15 protein-coding genes are annotated in these 16,190 nt (G+C 59.6%); 6 read left to right on the top strand and 9 right to left on the bottom strand.

The window, feature by feature from the left end; genetic code table 11:
- Positions 1 to 36 precede the first annotated feature (36 nt).
- Both ACEWPJ_RS00735 and ACEWPJ_RS00730 read left to right on the top strand, forming a co-directional pair.
- Positions 37 to 1,338: an SDR family oxidoreductase gene (locus tag ACEWPJ_RS00735; protein ID WP_416510242.1), complete on the top strand. Its 1,302-nt coding sequence runs from the start codon at positions 37 to 39 to the stop codon at positions 1,336 to 1,338.
- Entirely contained in the window at positions 1,335 to 1,802 is a 468-nt protein-coding gene (locus tag ACEWPJ_RS00730; RefSeq protein WP_416510241.1) for a DUF2269 family protein, read from the top strand. The genes ACEWPJ_RS00735 and ACEWPJ_RS00730 overlap by 4 nt, the downstream gene beginning before the upstream one ends.
- Positions 1,803 to 1,805: 3 nt before the next feature.
- On the opposite strand, the gene ACEWPJ_RS00725 is transcribed toward ACEWPJ_RS00730, so the two are convergent.
- The 4 genes from ACEWPJ_RS00725 to ACEWPJ_RS00710 are packed head-to-tail and all read right to left on the bottom strand — an operon-like array spanning position 1,806 to position 5,734.
- Complete coding sequence (locus tag ACEWPJ_RS00725; RefSeq protein ID WP_416510240.1) at positions 1,806 to 2,375, bottom strand: PqiC family protein; 570 nt, start codon at positions 2,373 to 2,375, stop codon at positions 1,806 to 1,808.
- Positions 2,376 to 2,379: 4 nt separating this feature from the next.
- Positions 2,380 to 4,464, bottom strand: a complete 2,085-nt coding sequence (locus tag ACEWPJ_RS00720) for an MlaD family protein (protein WP_416510239.1) — start codon at positions 4,462 to 4,464, stop codon at positions 2,380 to 2,382.
- The gene (locus ACEWPJ_RS00715; protein ID WP_416512976.1) at positions 4,461 to 5,129 is read right to left on the bottom strand and encodes a paraquat-inducible protein A; all 669 of its coding nucleotides are present in this window, start codon (positions 5,127 to 5,129) and stop codon (positions 4,461 to 4,463) included. Before ACEWPJ_RS00715 ends, ACEWPJ_RS00720 begins: the two co-directional genes overlap by 4 nt.
- Complete coding sequence (locus ACEWPJ_RS00710; protein WP_416510238.1) at positions 5,096 to 5,734, bottom strand: paraquat-inducible protein A; 639 nt, start codon at positions 5,732 to 5,734, stop codon at positions 5,096 to 5,098. Before ACEWPJ_RS00710 ends, ACEWPJ_RS00715 begins: the two co-directional genes overlap by 34 nt.
- A gap of 257 nt (positions 5,735 to 5,991) precedes the next feature.
- Here ACEWPJ_RS00710 and ACEWPJ_RS00705 point away from each other — a divergent pair, with 257 nt between their 5' ends.
- From ACEWPJ_RS00705 to ACEWPJ_RS00695, 3 genes are all read left to right on the top strand, one after another.
- Positions 5,992 to 6,474, top strand: coding sequence for a hypothetical protein (locus ACEWPJ_RS00705; RefSeq protein ID WP_416510237.1), 483 nt, complete (start codon positions 5,992 to 5,994; stop codon positions 6,472 to 6,474).
- A 153-nt stretch (positions 6,475 to 6,627) separates the two neighbouring features.
- Positions 6,628 to 6,894 (top strand): spike base protein, RCAP_Rcc01079 family, encoded by a 267-nt coding sequence (locus tag ACEWPJ_RS00700; protein WP_416510236.1) that lies wholly within the window; start codon positions 6,628 to 6,630, stop codon positions 6,892 to 6,894.
- Complete coding sequence (locus ACEWPJ_RS00695) at positions 6,894 to 8,042, top strand: hypothetical protein (RefSeq protein WP_416510235.1); 1,149 nt, start codon at positions 6,894 to 6,896, stop codon at positions 8,040 to 8,042. The genes ACEWPJ_RS00700 and ACEWPJ_RS00695 overlap by 1 nt, the downstream gene beginning before the upstream one ends.
- Positions 8,043 to 8,084: 42 nt before the next feature.
- Here the strand turns inward: ACEWPJ_RS00695 and ACEWPJ_RS00690 are convergent, their stop codons facing one another.
- The 3 genes from ACEWPJ_RS00690 to ACEWPJ_RS00680 are packed head-to-tail and all read right to left on the bottom strand — an operon-like array spanning position 8,085 to position 11,609.
- Positions 8,085 to 9,716 (bottom strand): ABC transporter ATP-binding protein, encoded by a 1,632-nt coding sequence (locus ACEWPJ_RS00690; protein WP_416510234.1) that lies wholly within the window; start codon positions 9,714 to 9,716, stop codon positions 8,085 to 8,087.
- Complete coding sequence (locus ACEWPJ_RS00685) at positions 9,706 to 10,632, bottom strand: ABC transporter permease (RefSeq protein ID WP_416510233.1); 927 nt, start codon at positions 10,630 to 10,632, stop codon at positions 9,706 to 9,708. Before ACEWPJ_RS00685 ends, ACEWPJ_RS00690 begins: the two co-directional genes overlap by 11 nt.
- On the bottom strand, positions 10,629 to 11,609 hold the full coding sequence (locus ACEWPJ_RS00680) for an ABC transporter permease (protein WP_416510232.1): 981 nt from the start codon (positions 11,607 to 11,609) through the stop codon (positions 10,629 to 10,631). The genes ACEWPJ_RS00685 and ACEWPJ_RS00680 overlap by 4 nt, the downstream gene beginning before the upstream one ends.
- Positions 11,610 to 12,372: 763 nt before the next feature.
- On the opposite strand from ACEWPJ_RS00680, the gene ACEWPJ_RS00675 reads away from it, so the two are divergent.
- A complete protein-coding gene (locus ACEWPJ_RS00675; protein ID WP_416510231.1) occupies positions 12,373 to 13,080 on the top strand; it encodes a sugar transferase in 708 nt (235 codons plus the stop codon).
- Between the two features lie 117 nt (positions 13,081 to 13,197).
- Here ACEWPJ_RS00675 and ACEWPJ_RS00670 read toward each other — a convergent pair whose 3' ends face one another.
- Positions 13,198 to 14,034: a glycosyltransferase family 2 protein gene (locus tag ACEWPJ_RS00670; RefSeq protein ID WP_416510230.1), complete on the bottom strand. Its 837-nt coding sequence runs from the start codon at positions 14,032 to 14,034 to the stop codon at positions 13,198 to 13,200.
- 875 nt (positions 14,035 to 14,909) lie between these two features.
- Positions 14,910 to 16,190 (bottom strand): amidohydrolase family protein, encoded by a 1,281-nt coding sequence (locus ACEWPJ_RS00665; RefSeq protein ID WP_416510229.1) that lies wholly within the window; start codon positions 16,188 to 16,190, stop codon positions 14,910 to 14,912.

Here is a 16,190-nt window from a genome sequence, read left to right as displayed (position 1 = left end):
TAGGGATTTCACGAAAGTAACGGGCGAGTTGGGCATATGGGTCAAAAGCAAACTGCCGTCGTTCTGGGGGGTTACGGCCTGATCGGCGCGGCCTGTATTCGCGCACTGACGCGGGCGGGGTTTCACGTTGTCAGCGTCGGGCGATCCTTGGCCAAGGGGCAGCGCAGCAATCCCGGCGTTGATTGGCTGGCCCGCGATATTGCGACGACTTCGGTGGAAACGTGGGCGGCAGACCTTGCGGGGGTCAGCGTAATCGTCAACGCCTCTGGCGCATTGCAGACCGGGTTGCGCGACGATCTGACCGCGATCCACGAGACGGCGATTGAGCGTCTTACAGAAGCGATGCCCAAGAACGCCAAATTCATCCAGATTTCCGCTGCCGGGGTGTCAAGTGACGCCTCAACCGACTTCATGCGGACGAAGGCGCGCGGCGATCAGGTTTTGATGGAGTCGGGGTTGGATTGGATCATCCTGCGACCGACGCTCGTGATCGGGGCGCAAGCCTATGGCGGCACCGCGTTGCTACGGGCGAGTGCCGCGATGCCCGGTATCGGTATTGATGTTCTGCCGGAGACTCCGGTTCAGACTGTCGCGCTTGACGATGTTGCCGATGCGGTGGTTCAGGCCGCGCAGGGGAACATCGCGCCGAAGACCATCGCCGATCTGACGGAGAGCGGCACGCAGGATTTCGCAACCGTCACGAACATGATGCGCCAGTGGCTCGGCTATTCGGAATGGCGCACCCGTTTGACGCTGCCCAAGCCGCTCGTGCGCGTTGTTGGGCGCTGCGCCGATGCTCTTGGCTGGCTTGGCTGGCGCTCACCGTTCCGCAGCACGGCATTGCAGGCGCTTGAAGACGGCATAGCGGGCGATCCCACCGCATGGATCGCGGCGGGCGGCACGCCATGCTTGTCCTTTGCCGAAACGCTCGCTTCGATCCCCGCGACGACGCAGGATCGCTGGTTTGCCCGGCTGTTCCTGCTTCTGCCCCTCGCAATTGCCGCGCTTTCGCTGTTCTGGATCGCGTCCGGGGTTATCGGTGTCTTTCAGTTCGACGAAGCAAAACAGGTATTGATGGCAAACGGCCTATCATCCGGTTTCGCCACCACCGCCGTCGGTGCGGGCGCTGCTTTCGACATCGCGCTCGGATGCGCGGTGCTTGTGCGCCCTTGGGCGCGGCGGGCGTGTGTTGGGATGATTGTGCTGTCCTTGGCTTACCTGATCGGGGCGACTGTGTGGGTGCCGGGGCTGTGGCTTGATCCGCTTGGTCCACTCCTAAAAGTCGTGCCGACGATCATCCTCGTCCTGTTCGTTCTCGCGATATTGGAGGAGCGGTGATGTATGAACCGCTGTTGTTCCTTCACGTCGTCGGCGCGTGCGTCCTGCTTGGGACCGGGGCGGGAATCGCGTTCTTCATGCTGATCGCACACCGAAGCGATGACCCGACCCTGATCGCCCATGTCGCCGGGATCGTCGTTCTGGCGGATACGGTGTTCACCGCGACCGCGGCGATTGCGCAACCGGTCACCGGGGTTTTGCTCGCGCATGTTGCGGGATGGCCGTTATGGGAAGGCTGGGTGCTGCTATCGCTTGGGCTTTACGTCTTCGTCGGTATCTTCTGGCTGCCCGTCGTCTGGATACAGATACAGATGCACAAGCTGGCGGTTGAGGCGCGGGATCAGGGCGCCGCGCTGCCGCCCCGATACTACCGGTTGTTTCGCATATGGTTTGCCTGCGGCATCCCCGCGTTTATTGCGGTGCTCGCGATCATCTGGATCATGCTGACCAAACCGGCATTGTAGACCCTAGCGCAACCCGTCCCGCGCGATCTGACGGGCGAGGTCAAGGACCACCGCCGCCCGCGCATCCGCTGTCCCTGCGATACCGCTGTCAGGAGCGATGGGTGCCGACAGGTCAAAGCGGCCATCACGGCCCCGGCGACCATCTGTCGGCGCGACGAAATACTGCCCCGTCATGCGAAACCGACCGTCACTATCGGCGAGCATATCTTCGACGCGCACCTCAACCCGGACGCTGGGGCGTTCTTCAAACGGCCAAGGTTCTGATGCGACGGTTGCGGTCGAAAGCGTGCCAAGATGTCGGGCAAGCGCGAGTGTCACGGACCGCGCCGGATCATCCGCCCAAAGCGTTTTCGCAGTGCTGGTTAGCGCGCCGCCTTCGATACGCTGAAAAATCTCTTCTTCTTCCGCGTAGCGGGGCAACGCCACTTCGCGCACCTCAATCGTGCGGAACCCGACGTTCACGCGTTCCTCGGGTTCGATGGCCGGAACGGGATAGCGCAGGATCTCCCCTCCGCCACAAGCGGTGAGGATCGGCAGAAGCGCGATCAGAACGGTCGGGAAAAACTTGGTCATTTCATCACCTGCCAGTCACTAAGGAATTGGGGCGGCGTTCGATTGCCCGCGCGAGGGACGCGACCGCTTCGGCTGCCTTGCGGATATCCGCAATGGCCGCGCGTGCGCCACGGTTAAGATCGGAATCCCCGTCATAATCAGACAGCGTTGCGCTTGCTTGATTAAGAACCGCCGCCAGCCGATCCACGATTTCAGGCAATCGATCACTCGCCGCAGACACGGAATCCGCCGCCTCGCGGGCGGAACCGAGGGTCGCGTTCACATTATCCACCACACCACCTTCGCGAAGTTCGGCGAGGGTTGCTTCGACTTCGGCAAGCGCCGTATTGAGCGCGCCGGGAAGCGCTTTGGCGTCCTCGGTTCCGATCACCTCATCGGCGGTTTTGACGAGGGTTGTCAGTTCCTCGGCCAGTTCGGTCAGCGGCAATTCCTTTGCCCGGCCAGCAACGGCTTGCAGATCTTCGATCAGGGCGGGCACGCCTTCGACGGCCGTGCTGACGCCCTCCCCCGCCTTCGCCGCGGCATCGACCGCGTTCAGCAGGCGTTCAACAGTGCCTTGTTCATTGATCTCAGCGATCAGCGCGTCGATTTCGGCAATTGTCGCATTCAAGTTATCCGGCAAGGACTGCGCGCTGTCCGATCCGACAAGCTCCCTCGCCTCGCTTAGCAGCGCCCGCAGTTCTTCGGGCGCGGCGCGTAGATCGTCGTTATTCACAACCGCGTTCGTGGAATCGATCAAAGTGATCGCGCTGTCGAGCAACTCCTCAATCGGCAGGTTGTTGATCCGCTGGAACACGCCCTCTGCGGTTGCCGAAACATCGGCAATCTGATTTTCGGTGCTGGGGATGCGCGGGTAAGGATCAAAGTCGAGGTCCATTTCCTCAACCGGGATATTGTCGACGGGCACCAGTTCGACCTTCAACCCACCGGTCAAAAGGCTCGCCGATGCCAGCCGCGCCCGAAGGCCGTCGCGCACCTGTTCGCTGAAGAATTCAAGCGCACTATCCGGCGTCACCTCGTCCGGCAAGCCAAGGCGGGTCGGGCGGATCACGAGGGTCGCAAGAAGCCGCACGTTCTGGTCGCCAAACCGTTCCGGGTCAACAAGACCGTTTAGATTCGACACCGTGCCGATTTTCAGGCCATTCAGTTCGACCGCCGCGTCGGGTTTCAGGCCGGAGATGTTGTCTTCAAACAGAACGGAAAGCGATAGCGTTTCACCCTCTGGCCCGGCGAAGACGCTGCTGCGCGCGCCAGCCTCGTCCGCGTAAACGTCAAACGTATCGCCGGGTTGTAGGGCGTCCCCGCCCGACACAATCGTATCGAAGGTGATACCACCCGATACCAGCGACGCGACGGAGCTAAAGTCAATCTCAGCCCCTGCAGCACCCAGTTTCAGGCTGAACCCGGACGTGTCCCAAAACCGCGTCGCGGAGCTGATTAAGCGATCATGCGGCTGGAAGATCACCGCGTCAGCCACGACGGATGACCCATCCTGCGCGATCTGGGCAGAGCCGACGCGCCCGACTTCGATCCCCTTATAGACAATCGGCGTGTTTTCGGTCAGCCCGCTGTCATCCACGCTTCGCAACTGTATCCGCACGCCGTCACGGTCGAATTGCGTTATCGGCGCATCCGACGCGCCGCGAAATTCGGTGGTGAGACCATCGGGCTGATCGTCCCAACTGCCAGCGATATAGACGCCCGACAGAACGGTATCGAGGCCGGAAATCCCGCGGGTCGATACCTGTGGCCGCACGATCCAAAACTCCGCATCGCTGTCGACGAACTGGCGAACCGTTTTGTCGAGCCGCACTTTCACAAGCACCTGTTCAAGCGACTCGGTGAACGTCACCTCTTCGACCACGCCGACGGCGACGTCGCGGTAGCGCAGTTCCGTCTGCCCGGCGGTCACGCCTGACGCATTCTCAAACGAAATCTCAATCAGCGGGCCGCGATCCGCATAGGTTTGAATGCCGATCCCCAACGCGACCAAAAGCGCGAGGATCGGGACCAGCCAAACGATCGACACAACGTCGCGCAAGGATTTGCGACGCGGTTCGATCGGGACCTCTGGCGGCGATTGGCTCACGGTGTTGGCTCCTTCGGGTTGGTTGTTTGCCGATCAGGATCGGTATCCCAGATCAGGCGCGAGTCAAAGCTTTGCGCGGAGAGCATGGTGAAGATCACCGAAAGCGCAAAGTAAAGGCTCGCCCGGCCGGGATTGACTGCGGCGAGGACATTCAACTGCACCAACGATGACAGGATCGCAACGACAAAGACGTCGATCATCGACCACCGACCGATATATTCAACGACCTCATACAGCACTTGCCGTTTCTGCGACCCAATCCGCGTTTGACGCCCGACCCCCAGCGCGAGGATGGCAATCGCCATGAACTTGCCCAGCGGAATAATGATGCTCGCCACGAAAATGATGAACGCGATCCCGTATGAGCCGTGGTGCATCAGTTCGATCACACCGCCGAGGATCGTGTTTTCCTCAACCTGAACCAGCGTGCGCGTGCGTAGCATCGGATCGAGGTTCGCGGGGATGTAGCAGACAACACCCGCAATCCACCAAGCCCAGACCCGCTGAAGGCTTTTGCCATCCCGCGATTGCAGCGTCTGGCCGCAGCGCCCGCAATAGGTCGCATCGGGCCTCCACACCCGACCGCAGCGGGTGCATCCAAGCAACCCCTGCCCCCGCGCGGTTGGCGGCTTTATCGTGTTTCCAGCGACTTCCATACTGACCATCTGCACATGAAATTATCCTGAAGCACAACCACCAGCACCAACAGCGCGAACAGCCAGAACGCCGGTCCAAACGCGACATTGGCGAGATCGGTGATTTTAACGAGGGCGACCGCGCAGCCGATTGCGAAAATCTCGGCCATGGACCACGCACGCAGGCGTTCTGACATCAGGAACGCGCGCTTTGCGTGCCGCGCAGGGGGGCGGTTCATCACGACAGGAACGAGGACGTAGATGACCAGCAGCACCCGGCACAACGGGATGAACAGGATCAAAGCCGCCAGAAGCAATGACAGAAACAAGAGCGGTCCATCCGTAAAGGCAAACGCCGCATCAAGGATCGAGGTTGCGTTCGTCGCGCCGCCTGCTTCTACCCGCAGAAACGGAAAGACGGATGCGCTGACCACGAGGATCACAACCGTCACCGCCAGCGCGATGATCCGCAGCCCGGCTTTGCTGCGCGGCACGATCAGCTTTGTGTGGCAGCGGGCGCATACCGCACGCTCGCCAAACTCCGGCTGGCGCACTTTGTAAAGCGCGTCGCATGTCGGACAGCAAATCAGATCGTCCAAGGGCGGCGTGCCGCTCTGCCCCACTACTTCGTCCAACACATAATCTCCCGATTGGTCGTTGGGAGTGAGAGTGTAAACGCGTCACCAGCGAATGCGAGCAGAAAGCACGGTGTTAGCACTGCCAACCGCGGCGACCGCGCGAGTTTTGTTAAAAACGATGGCAGATTTCATGGGAGCTAAGCTCGACACGTAACCCTGACTTAGCAACCGGGCGCTCTACTGCATCCGATCCGGGTGGGGAGTCCGGTGATCCGCTGCCAGCATGGCGGCAAGATCGTCACGTGGGGTAATACATGACTGCTAGACAAAGGGGCGGCGCGCATTTGGCGCGTCCAATCGGGGTGCGTTTTACCTTGGCGGCGCTGGCTGCCATGCTTCTGTTCGCTCTGCCCGCAAACGCGCAGAGCAACGGTGTTCTGATTATCTCGAACGACCGCGGGGGGGTGATTGGCCAACGGGCCAAGCAGATACGCGATCTAAGGAACAGCGGACAATCCATCGAAATTCGCGGACGCGTCTGCCTGTCGTCCTGCACGATGTATCTGGGTCTTCCGTCGACCTGCATTCACCCCGACACGGTGTTCGGTTTTCACGGACCGTCCTACTACGGCACCCCGCTCAGCCCCGGTGATTTTGAATATTGGTCGCACGTGATTGCCGCCCACTACCCCGAACCCCTGCGGCGTTGGTATCTTGAAACCGGACGAACCCGAACCGCTGGCCACTTCAGGATACGCGGGCGGGAATTGATCCGACTTGGCATCAAGCGCTGCTAAGGCCGTTGCGCGCAGCTGATGCGACCGGACGGTCCCGCAACGCACTGTTGAAACCCCTTACCTATACCTTCCGCAAATTTGGGTGTTGGCCACCCTGCTTTCCCAAAACGCGGCTGACGCCTGAATTTCCGGGTAAATATAAGGAGCTTCCACATGACTAACCCCTTCGAAAATCGCGCGCCATCGCTGAACGGACCTGCCACCGACCTCGTGCCGGTCACGCCGTCAGATAGCGTTGATTTTGCCGACACCGCCATCGCACTGTTCATCGAAACGGGTGGCACGCTGTCCTTCGTCAGCGTTGCCGGACAGAGCCGCACCGTGACCGTCGGCGACGGTATGATCTTTCCCGTCGGCGTGTCGCGCGTGAATGCGACAGGCACGACTGCGACCGGCATCCACGCATTCACGGTCGCGTAATGGTTGGAATTGACCTTGGCCTGATGGCGCTTGCGACGCGACGGCGGGCGGCGTCATTTCATCCGGCGTCGCTTCACCCCTTTGGGGTGTTCGATGCCTCAGACCCCGCGACGCTGTTTCAGGACAGTGCCGGAAAAACGCCTGTCACCAGCGCGGGCGATCCGGTTGGGTTGATGCTGGACACATCCCAAAAGCTATCCCGCGGGGCAGAGCTAGTGACCGGCGATTTCCTGACAGGTTGGGTCGGCGCGAACGGTCCGCTGACGCTTACTGACGGGGTATACCGGATCGAATCCGACGTTGCCGCCGAGGCGCAGGCCCGGTTTGCCGTTTCGGGTCTTGAGGTCGGCGCGTATTATATCGCGACCTGGGACACGATCGACCAACAGGGCGGCAGCGCTTACCATATGATCGGTTTTTCCATCGGTGATGGTGGTGGGCGCGGCGGGTTCAGCGGCAGCGGGACGACCCAGGTCGTTTTGCGCGCGACCGCTACGTCAGGGGAGTTCCGGCTTGGCACGAACTCCGGCAGCGCGGGTGATTTCGTCGAATTCACAGCGCCTTCGCTGCGGCGCTTGCCTGGCCACCACGTCTATCAATCCGCCGCCAGCGCGCGGCCGGTTTATCAGACCAACGGGTCGCACAGCTATATCGCAGGTGACGGGACCAACAGGTTTTTGAACCTGCCCGACCTGCCCGTTCCGGCGACACATTCCGTCTGTATCGCGGCCAACATCAAGGGCGTTGGCGGGTCGAATGATGCGTTGGTGTCACTCGATTCCGCCAATGCCAACTATCAGCTTGATGCCGGCGTCGGCGGAGGGTTTCGTGGGCGGATCAACGGCAGCAATCTTGGCGCTGCAGAAATCGAGGGGAACGCGGACCTAATCGGGCCACATGTCTTCACCCTTAGCTTTGATGCGATTGCACAGACGGCGACGCTTCGCGTTGATGGTGCTGAGGTTTGGCAGGCGTCGGGATATAACGGAGCTCTTGATCCGCAGCAAACCCTTCGATTGCTTGCCGGGCGGGGTGGCGAGGCGTTGAATGCCGACCTCTACGCCGGATGTTTCTGGGGAGGTGCCAATCCCACGGACATCGCCAAGGTTGAAGGCTGGGCCGCCACCAAGATCGGGACCGCTATCTGATACGAAATTCGGTCAGGCGGTGCACATACGCTGCCTGACCGTTTACCCTTCGCCGCCCATCGTTTGCGGCGGAAGATTCTCCAACCAATCCGGGTCCATCTGCGGCACAGAAGACAGCAGCAGCTTGGTATAGTCCGGGTAAGGCGGGTTGAGGATCTTGCTTTTCAAGCCCTGTTCAACCACTTCGCCCTGATACATCACCACAATCTCGTCCGAGATTGCCTGAACCGTGGCGATGTCGTGGGTGATGAACAAGTAGGTGATGTTGAACTTCTCCTGCAATCGCAGCAAGAGTTTCAGGATACCCTCCTGCACGATCTGGTCGAGGGCGGATGTCACCTCATCACAGATAATTACTTCGGGTTCGGCGGCGAGGGCGCGGGCGATGCAGACGCGCTGCTTTTGACCGCCCGAAAGCTCCCCCGGCAGACGGTCGATGAAGCCTTCATCAAGCTCGATCATCTCAAGCAAGTCGATCACACGAGCGTCGCGCTTGCGACCGCGCAGGCCGTGATAGAATGATAGCGGCCGCCCGATTATTTCCCCCACGGTTTGCTTCGGGTTCATCGCGGTGTCGGCCATCTGATAGATCATCTGAATGCGCCGAAGTTGATCCTTCGACCGTTTGCCCAACTCCGCCGGGAGCGGTTCGCCGTTGAACAGAACCTCGCCCTGCGATGGCGGCAGAAGGCCGGTGATGACGCGGGCCGTGGTGGATTTGCCGGACCCGGATTCACCCACGACAGACACGGTGCTGCCGCGCGGAACGCGGATCGACACGTCGTGAAGAACCTTTAGCCCCTTACCGTAGGCCGCATCGACATTTCGCACCTCAAGCGCGATGTCGTCGCTGATGGATTCGGGCTTTTCCAAGGATCGGACAGCCCAAAGGGATTTCGTATAATCCTCCTCAGGATGTTCCAGCATCTTGCGGGTTTCAGCCTCTTCGACCTGTTCGCCAAAACGCAGAACCTTGATGAAATCCGCCATCTGCGCCACGACCGCGAGATCATGGGTGATATAGATGGCGGCCGTGTCGAACTTTTCAACGATGTCCTTCATCGACCGCAAAACTTCGACTTGCGTCGTTACATCAAGCGCGGTGGTCGGTTCATCGAAAATAATCAGATCGGGGCGCGGCGACATCGCCATTGCCGTCATGACCCGCTGAAGCTGCCCACCCGACACCTGATGCGGATAGCGGTCGCCAATCGTCTCTGGCATCGGCAGTTGGAGCGATCCGTAGAGAACACGCGCATCGTCCTTTGCGGCGGAGTCACCCTGAACGCCGCGATCAACGGCGGCCTCAACGGTCTGGTCGATCAAGCGGTGCGCGGGGTTGAACGCCGCCGCCGCGGATTGTGCGACATAGGCGATCCGGGTGCCCCATAGCTTTTGGCGTTCGGTCTGTGACATCGCCAGCAGGTCCATGCCGTCAAAGGTGATCGTACCGCCGGAAATCCGGCACCCCGGCCGCGCGAATCCCATCGCGGCAAGGCCAAGCGTGGATTTCCCGGCGCCCGATTCCCCAATCAGGCCCATGACCTCGCCCCGGCGCAGGGTCAGGTCGACGCCTTTCACAATGTCATGCCAGCGTTCGTCGCTATAGCCGTCGATGCGGACATCCTTCATCTCAAGAAGGATGCTGCCTTTGCCGCTGTTATCAGTGCTCATCACGCAACCCACTTGTTTTGTAGAGGAACCAATCGACGATAAAGTTCACCGCCACCGTCAGCAGCGCAATCGCACCTGCCGGAAGGAACGGCGTCAGCGCGGTCTTCAGGTCATACTGCGCAAACTGAATGAGGTTCGCATTCTCACGCACCATCGTCCCCCAGTCGGCGGTCGGCGGTTGGATACCAAGGCCAAGGAAGGACAACGCCGCGATTGTCAGGAACACAAAGCAGAACCGTAGACCGAATTCAGCCACCAGCGGTGGCATGATATTCGGCAGGATTTCCCGCCGCATGACCCAGCGCAGCCCCTCGCCCCGCAAACGCGCGGCTTCGACGTAGTCCATGACGACGACGTTAACCGCGACGGATCGCGTCAGGCGGAATACCCGCGTGCTGTCGAGGACAGCAATGATGATGATGAGGCTAAGGATGGTCGACCCAAAGATAGACAGCAGCATCAGCGCAAAGATCAGCGCCGGAATCGCCATCAACACGTCGACAAACCGGCTGAGCAGTTGATCGACCCACCCCCGGCTGATCGCGGCGACAAGGCCCAAGCCGCCGCCAATAAAGAACGACAGCAGCGTGGTCGCAAACGCGATCCCGATGGTGTTTCGCGCGCCATAGATCAGGCGTGTAAAGATATCGCGGCCAATTTGGTCGGTGCCGAACCGGTGTTCCTCACCCCACGGCGCGAATGGCGTAGAAAACACCTGCGCCTCGCCATAGGGCGCCAGAAACGGCGCGAAGACTGCGACGAAGACGTAGATGCAAAGCACGATGATTCCGAACCACGCCGACCACGGCGCCTTGCGCAGGTCGAGCCACATGCGTTCGCCAAAGCCGCGACGCTTTTTGACAAGGGCCACCTCGGCGGCGGCGGAGTAGTCCTGTTCGGGTTCCGGCGTGCTCATCTTGGGTGCAAAAGCCTCGGGTTGGTGACGATGCCGATGATGTCGGCAATCAGATTAAGAAGGATGTAGGTCGCAGCGAAGATCAGTGCGCAGGCCTGAACGACCGGGATATCGCGGGTGGTCACGGCATCGACCATCAGCTGTCCGACACCGGGATAGACGAAGACAACCTCAACCACGACAACCCCGACGACGAGGTAGGCAAGGTTAAAGGCAATGACCGTCGCAATGGGCGCCCAGGCGTTCGGCAGCGCGTGTTTCACGATCACCTTGCCGCGGGAAATCCCCTTAAGCTGCGCCATCTCGATATAGGGGCTGGCAAGCAGGTTGATGATCGCGGCGCGGGTCATCCGCATCATATGCGCGACGATCACCAGCGTCAGGGTCAACGCGGGCAAAGCACATTTATAGACGCGGTCCCAAAACTCAGTCTCTGGGCCGACATTGGCGAGCGACGGAAAGATCGGCATCAATGTCCCAAGGCAGAGGATCAGGATGTAGGCGATGAAGAATTCCGGGAACGAAATCGTCGTGAGGGTCGACGCGTTCACGATCCGGTCGTAGATCGAATTCCGGTAAAGCGCAGCAGTAACACCAAGGAACAGCGCCAGCGGGACAGAGATCAGCGCCGCCATCCCGGCAAGGAACAAGGTGTTCATCAGGCGCGGACCGATCAGGTCAACAACCTCGCGCGACCGGTCAACGCCCGACGCCGCACGGCCTGAGAACGACGTTCCCAGATCACCCTGCAACGCCGCCGCGATCCAGTCGAAGTAGCGCAGGATCGCCGGTTGATCGAGGCCGAGTTCCTTTCGGAATGCGGCGACGGTTTCCTCGGTCGCCGCCTGGCCAAGCACGGCTTCGGTAAAGTCGCCCGGCAGGAATTCAATCGAAATGAAGATGATGACGGAAACGAAGAACAGCGTCAGAAGACCTAAACCCAGTCGCTGCAAGATGGTCCTTAGAACCGGATGCACGTTCGCCCCCTCCCGTTATTGGCTCTGCTGACTGCGGGACTGATGCTTGAACCACGCGGCTGTCCCGCCGCTGTTCTGTTCGCCCAAGCTGGCTTTCCCCCCGTCCGACATCCGTTGCCTGTTCCTTGGCTTATCTGGGACGTCGCGAACCATTCATGTTGTTGGTCGTATTCTTCACACTGAGTGGCGTCTGTCTACCCTCTTGGCAAAGCGGTGGGTTTTGTCGGGGGTCGGCGTGAAGCATTGGCCAGTTCGAGATCGAATCTTTGCAAGGCCGACGGCCTGCTGACCGCAAATCCGTTCACGGCGACTGTAACATTGTTAACCAATCGCCGCGTCTTCGGGCAGGCGATTGTTTCGCAAGCCCCGACAATGCCACAATTAGTCGGGTATTCCCTACTTCACCCCATCAAATAATGTTTCGAGGGCGATGCGCGCTTGACTAAATAGTTAACGAAAGCATAATTCCAGCCGTCGAGCATTAAAGTGTGTTAATAATAATCATAGTGTCCTCCCCCGTATTTTGAACCGGGGATTGTTTAGAAGAAGTGGTTGCCGAAGAAACATTTTTGTTGGTGTAGTAATTTGCATGATGTCTAGTCTCTCTTTTTTCTGAGACTTCACCGGATCATAACGTAGCTTAATTTTCCCCAGTGTTGCGCTGGACCTGCTGCCAAAATTCGCCCGCTATTTTTTTGCGGGGTGCCCGTACATACGCCGTTCTTCGGTCTTCCAAAATTATTTTAGGAAGGTCCGTCGTTACATGGCTTACGACCTGAGTTTGACCAAAAAGAATTACGGCTCGGCAGCGGTTGCCGAGGCTAGCTCTGCTCAAGATTTTGCATTCAGAACGCGTCGCCGGACTGGGTTTTACCGTGCGCGCTACAAGCGGATGTTGGACGTCGCGATCGTTTCGATCTTTGCGCTCCCGACCATCATCGTTGTTGGCATCCTTGCCGCGTTGGTTGCAACCGACGGCAAATCGCCGTTCTACACGCAGATGCGTGTGGGCCGCCATGGCCGCAACTTCAAAATGTGGAAGCTGCGTAGCATGAAGGCGAATGCGGATGAGATGCTGGAAAGCTACCTCGCATCGAACCCGGCAGCGCGCCGCGAATGGGATGAAACGCAAAAGCTGAAAGACGACCCGCGCATCACCCGTGTTGGCCGTATCATTCGGAAAACCTCGCTTGATGAGCTTCCGCAGCTTCTGAACGTGCTGCTTGGGGATATGTCCCTTGTCGGGCCGCGCCCGATGATGTGCGAACAAAAGCCGCTTTATCCTGGCAAAGCCTATTTTGAAATGCGCCCCGGCATTACTGGCCCGTGGCAGGTTTCGGAACGGAATGAAAGCTCGTTTGCGGATCGCGCGCCGATCGACAGCCGCTACCTGCGGGAACTGTCGCTGACGACCGATCTGCGCATTCTCTGCCGCACCGTTGGTGTGGTCGTGAAAGCAACGGGTCACTGAGGTCGCTCGTCTATCTGCCCTGAGGTAGTCCACGCCGGCAGTCTCCGGCGTACCGGCAGCGCTGACAGACGAGCGTCACGAATAGAAAGCGGACCCCGCACGGGTCTGCTTTTTTCGTTAGCGCCCCCTGCTCCACCCTTCCGATGATGTCGGGCGTTTCAGCCGAACGGCCAGCGCGACCGCCGTGTAGACGCCGAACCCAACCGGATCGCGCAGCGCGAGGCCCAGCGCACGTTTCAAGCCGAACCGCGGCTTGTCGTCGTTCCTAAGCAGCTCTGGATATTTCTCCGCCACCTCGGCCACACCAATATCCTGACGTCGCCGGACGCGCACCAGATTGCTGAACCCTTCGACGATCGGCCAGTCATAGATCGCGGGGGCCGTGTGCCGTTCCTCCGGCGTGAACTGGAGCCGGACGTAGGTATCGTCAGAGATAATATCGGGGAACACCCCCCACCGCGCCCGTCCGGCTGCGTTGACGGCGAACACCCCGCAGCCCGGCACACCATCGGTCATGAACGGTACCTGGGCATAGATGCGTCGATAGGCGCGGCTGGCCCAGCTATTCGTCGCAGTGATGTTGACCTTGCCGCTGGCATAGGCGGCATCAGGGCGCGACAGGACATCGACCAGCCCCTGCATCAGCTTCGGCCCGACAACGACATCCGCGTCGACATAGGCACGAATATCGCAAGAGGCCGTGCCGTCTCCGACATTCAGCGCGTTCAGCTTGCTGCCTTGCTTGATGTCACGCACCTTCAGCACCCAGCCGGCCGCTGCCGCTTGATCCGCGAAGCTTTCGGCCACCTCTGCGGTATTGTCGGTGCACCCGTTCGCAATCACGAGAATCTCGGGCTGCGGGCCGCCTGCCACCATCTCTGATGCGAGGATTGAACGAAGGCAGGTGCCGATCAGATCAGCCTCATTATTCGCGGGGATGATGACGCTTATCATGTGCGATGCGCTCCCCGCACTCGATGACCACCTGCCAAAGCGCTAATGCATCGCGTTACCCACATCAATCGTCTGCACATATTCTTGCTCAGGCCCCTGAGAACTTTATCAACGTTCATGTCTTATCCGACTTCTTCGGACAGACCCACGGGTTTTGCGGCCGGGCGCGCGGATTTATTTGGGGCTTGGCGGAAAAACGGCGCCGGGGTCGGTGACGAGGCCAAAATAACCCGCGAATCCCCCCTGATTCCGGCGGTAATTCTGCGTGTGAATGCGCCCCAAATCGCCGCTACGGCGAGAAATTGCTGGTTAATTTCGAAAAATTTTTCGCCATGCGAAATCGCCACCTGATTGGTTCGATTTGTTCAACTTTGGCCGGTCATATGCACACAAACGACCCAATTGTCGCATTATTGCCCACCAGTCTCCCGTATGGGTTGTTTCACTATCGGCGGGAACCCGCACTGGTTTCGGGGAACGAAAGTGTATTTGCCTCAAAACATGAAATTGTTTTATATCAATATGTTAAGTGTGTTTTGGGCGTTGATTGTATTGGGGACATGTCTAAAAAGACAGGTGGGTGTTTATTGACCACAAACGGCATTTAGGCTAAATCTTGCCTATTCAATCACCCAGTCCACAAGACAAAAAGTAACATAACAAAGTTTATTTTTAGAGCGACGGGGAGGGCTTGCAAAGACTGGTTGGTGGTTTAATCACCTTTCAATTTTGCAGCATCAACAACATCAACCTGTGACCCCTCCCCGCTTGCTGCCTTTTTTTATTGACTTCTTTTGCCGATTTGGGCCTAGCGCCTGATCACTGATTCCAAGATCACGGCGGTGGCCACTGGCCGCCGCTTTTTCGTTCATCCATCAGTTGACGTTGTGCCTGCGACGCACACTTTCTGGGCGGCCATTAAGGCGCAGCTTCGCATCGTTCCGTGCCTTCTGCGACACGACCTTTCCGTTTGAAATCACCGTCAGGCGATCCGGGCGTAGGCGCACGGCTTCAATCGCATCACCCGCGTCAAGCACGACGAGCGACGCACGCTGACCGACCCGCAACCCGTAATCATCGAGGTTGAGGATACGGGCATTCTCCTCCGTCACCATGTCGAAACAGCGTTTCATCTCTTCCGGGCTGCTCATCTGCGCGACGTGCAGCCCCATGAACGCCACGTCGAGCATGTCTGCCGTTCCCAGCGAATACCACGGGTCGCGCACGCAATCCTGCCCCCAGCCAACGGTGATGCCCAGCGCCTGCATCTCTTTCACGCGGGTCAGGCCGCGGCGTTTGGGAAAGGTGTCATGACGCCCCTGCAACATGATGTTGATGAGAGGGTTCGGAATCGCGGCAACGCCCGCCTCAGCCATCAGCGGCAGAAGTTTCGAGACATAGTAGTTGTCCATCGAATGCATCGACGTCAGGTGAGAGCCTGCAACACGCCCCTGAAGGCCAAGCCGCTGCGCCTCCGCCGCCAGCGTTTCGATGTGGCGCGAGTGCGGGTCATCGGTTTCGTCGCAATGCATATCGACCATCAGGCCACGCTCCGCCGCGATTTCGCACAAGGTGCGCACCGACCGCGCGCCATCCTCCATCGTGCGTTCGAAATGCGGGATGCCACCCACGACATCGACCCCCATGTCGAGCGCGCGGATCGTATTGTCGTAGGCCGTCGGGTCGCGATACAGCCCGTCCTGCGGGAAGGCGACCAGTTGCAGGTCGAGGTAGCCTTTCACGGCCTCCCGCACCTCCAGCAGCGCCTCTACGCCCTTTAGCGTGTCGTCACAGGTATCGACATGGCTGCGGATCGTCAGCAACCCCATGCTGACCGCCCAATCGCAGTAATCGAGCGCGCGGTCGCGGATCGCCTCAACGTTCGTGACCTGCTTCAACTCGCCCCACAGCGCGATTCCTTCAAGCAACGTGCCCGAGGCGTTGATCCGAGGCAGTCCGTAGCTAAGCGTCGCATCAAGGTGGAAATGCGGGTCAACAAAGGGCGGGCTGACCAGATCGCCGGTCGCGTCGATAACCTCGCCGGCGTCCACATCATCGGGCAGCACGTCGACCGCCTTGATCCGGTCGCCCTCTATCCCGATATCGGCGCGGGTGCCTTCGGGCAGCGTGCCGCCCTTGACGACGATATCAAACAT

Source organism: Aliiroseovarius sp. YM-037, from assembly GCF_048060095.1.
Taxonomy (GTDB): domain Bacteria; phylum Pseudomonadota; class Alphaproteobacteria; order Rhodobacterales; family Rhodobacteraceae; genus JBLUOA01.
Note: the sequence above shows the minus strand (reverse complement) of the source record. Positions and strands in the feature narration are given on the sequence as shown.

What these genes read in the sequence shown, in the direction of transcription:
- ACEWPJ_RS00735 (WP_416510242.1), top strand. Translation starts at nt 37, where the DNA reads ATGGGTCAAAAGCAAACTGCCGTCGTTCTGGGGGGTTACGGCCTGATC.
- ACEWPJ_RS00725 (WP_416510240.1), bottom strand. Translation starts at nt 2,375, where the DNA reads ATGACCAAGTTTTTCCCGACCGTTCTGATCGCGCTTCTGCCGATCCTC.
- ACEWPJ_RS00715 (WP_416512976.1), bottom strand. Translation starts at nt 5,129, where the DNA reads ATGGTCAGTATGGAAGTCGCTGGAAACACGATAAAGCCGCCAACCGCG.
- ACEWPJ_RS00705 (WP_416510237.1), top strand. Translation starts at nt 5,992, where the DNA reads ATGACTGCTAGACAAAGGGGCGGCGCGCATTTGGCGCGTCCAATCGGG.
- ACEWPJ_RS00700 (WP_416510236.1), top strand. Translation starts at nt 6,628, where the DNA reads ATGACTAACCCCTTCGAAAATCGCGCGCCATCGCTGAACGGACCTGCC.
- ACEWPJ_RS00695 (WP_416510235.1), top strand. Translation starts at nt 6,894, where the DNA reads ATGGTTGGAATTGACCTTGGCCTGATGGCGCTTGCGACGCGACGGCGG.
- ACEWPJ_RS00690 (WP_416510234.1), bottom strand. Translation starts at nt 9,716, where the DNA reads ATGAGCACTGATAACAGCGGCAAAGGCAGCATCCTTCTTGAGATGAAG.
- ACEWPJ_RS00685 (WP_416510233.1), bottom strand. Translation starts at nt 10,632, where the DNA reads ATGAGCACGCCGGAACCCGAACAGGACTACTCCGCCGCCGCCGAGGTG.
- ACEWPJ_RS00675 (WP_416510231.1), top strand. Translation starts at nt 12,373, where the DNA reads ATGGCTTACGACCTGAGTTTGACCAAAAAGAATTACGGCTCGGCAGCG.
- ACEWPJ_RS00670 (WP_416510230.1), bottom strand. Translation starts at nt 14,034, where the DNA reads ATGATAAGCGTCATCATCCCCGCGAATAATGAGGCTGATCTGATCGGC.
- ACEWPJ_RS00665 (WP_416510229.1), bottom strand. Translation starts at nt 16,190, where the DNA reads ATGTTTGATATCGTCGTCAAGGGCGGCACGCTGCCCGAAGGCACCCGC.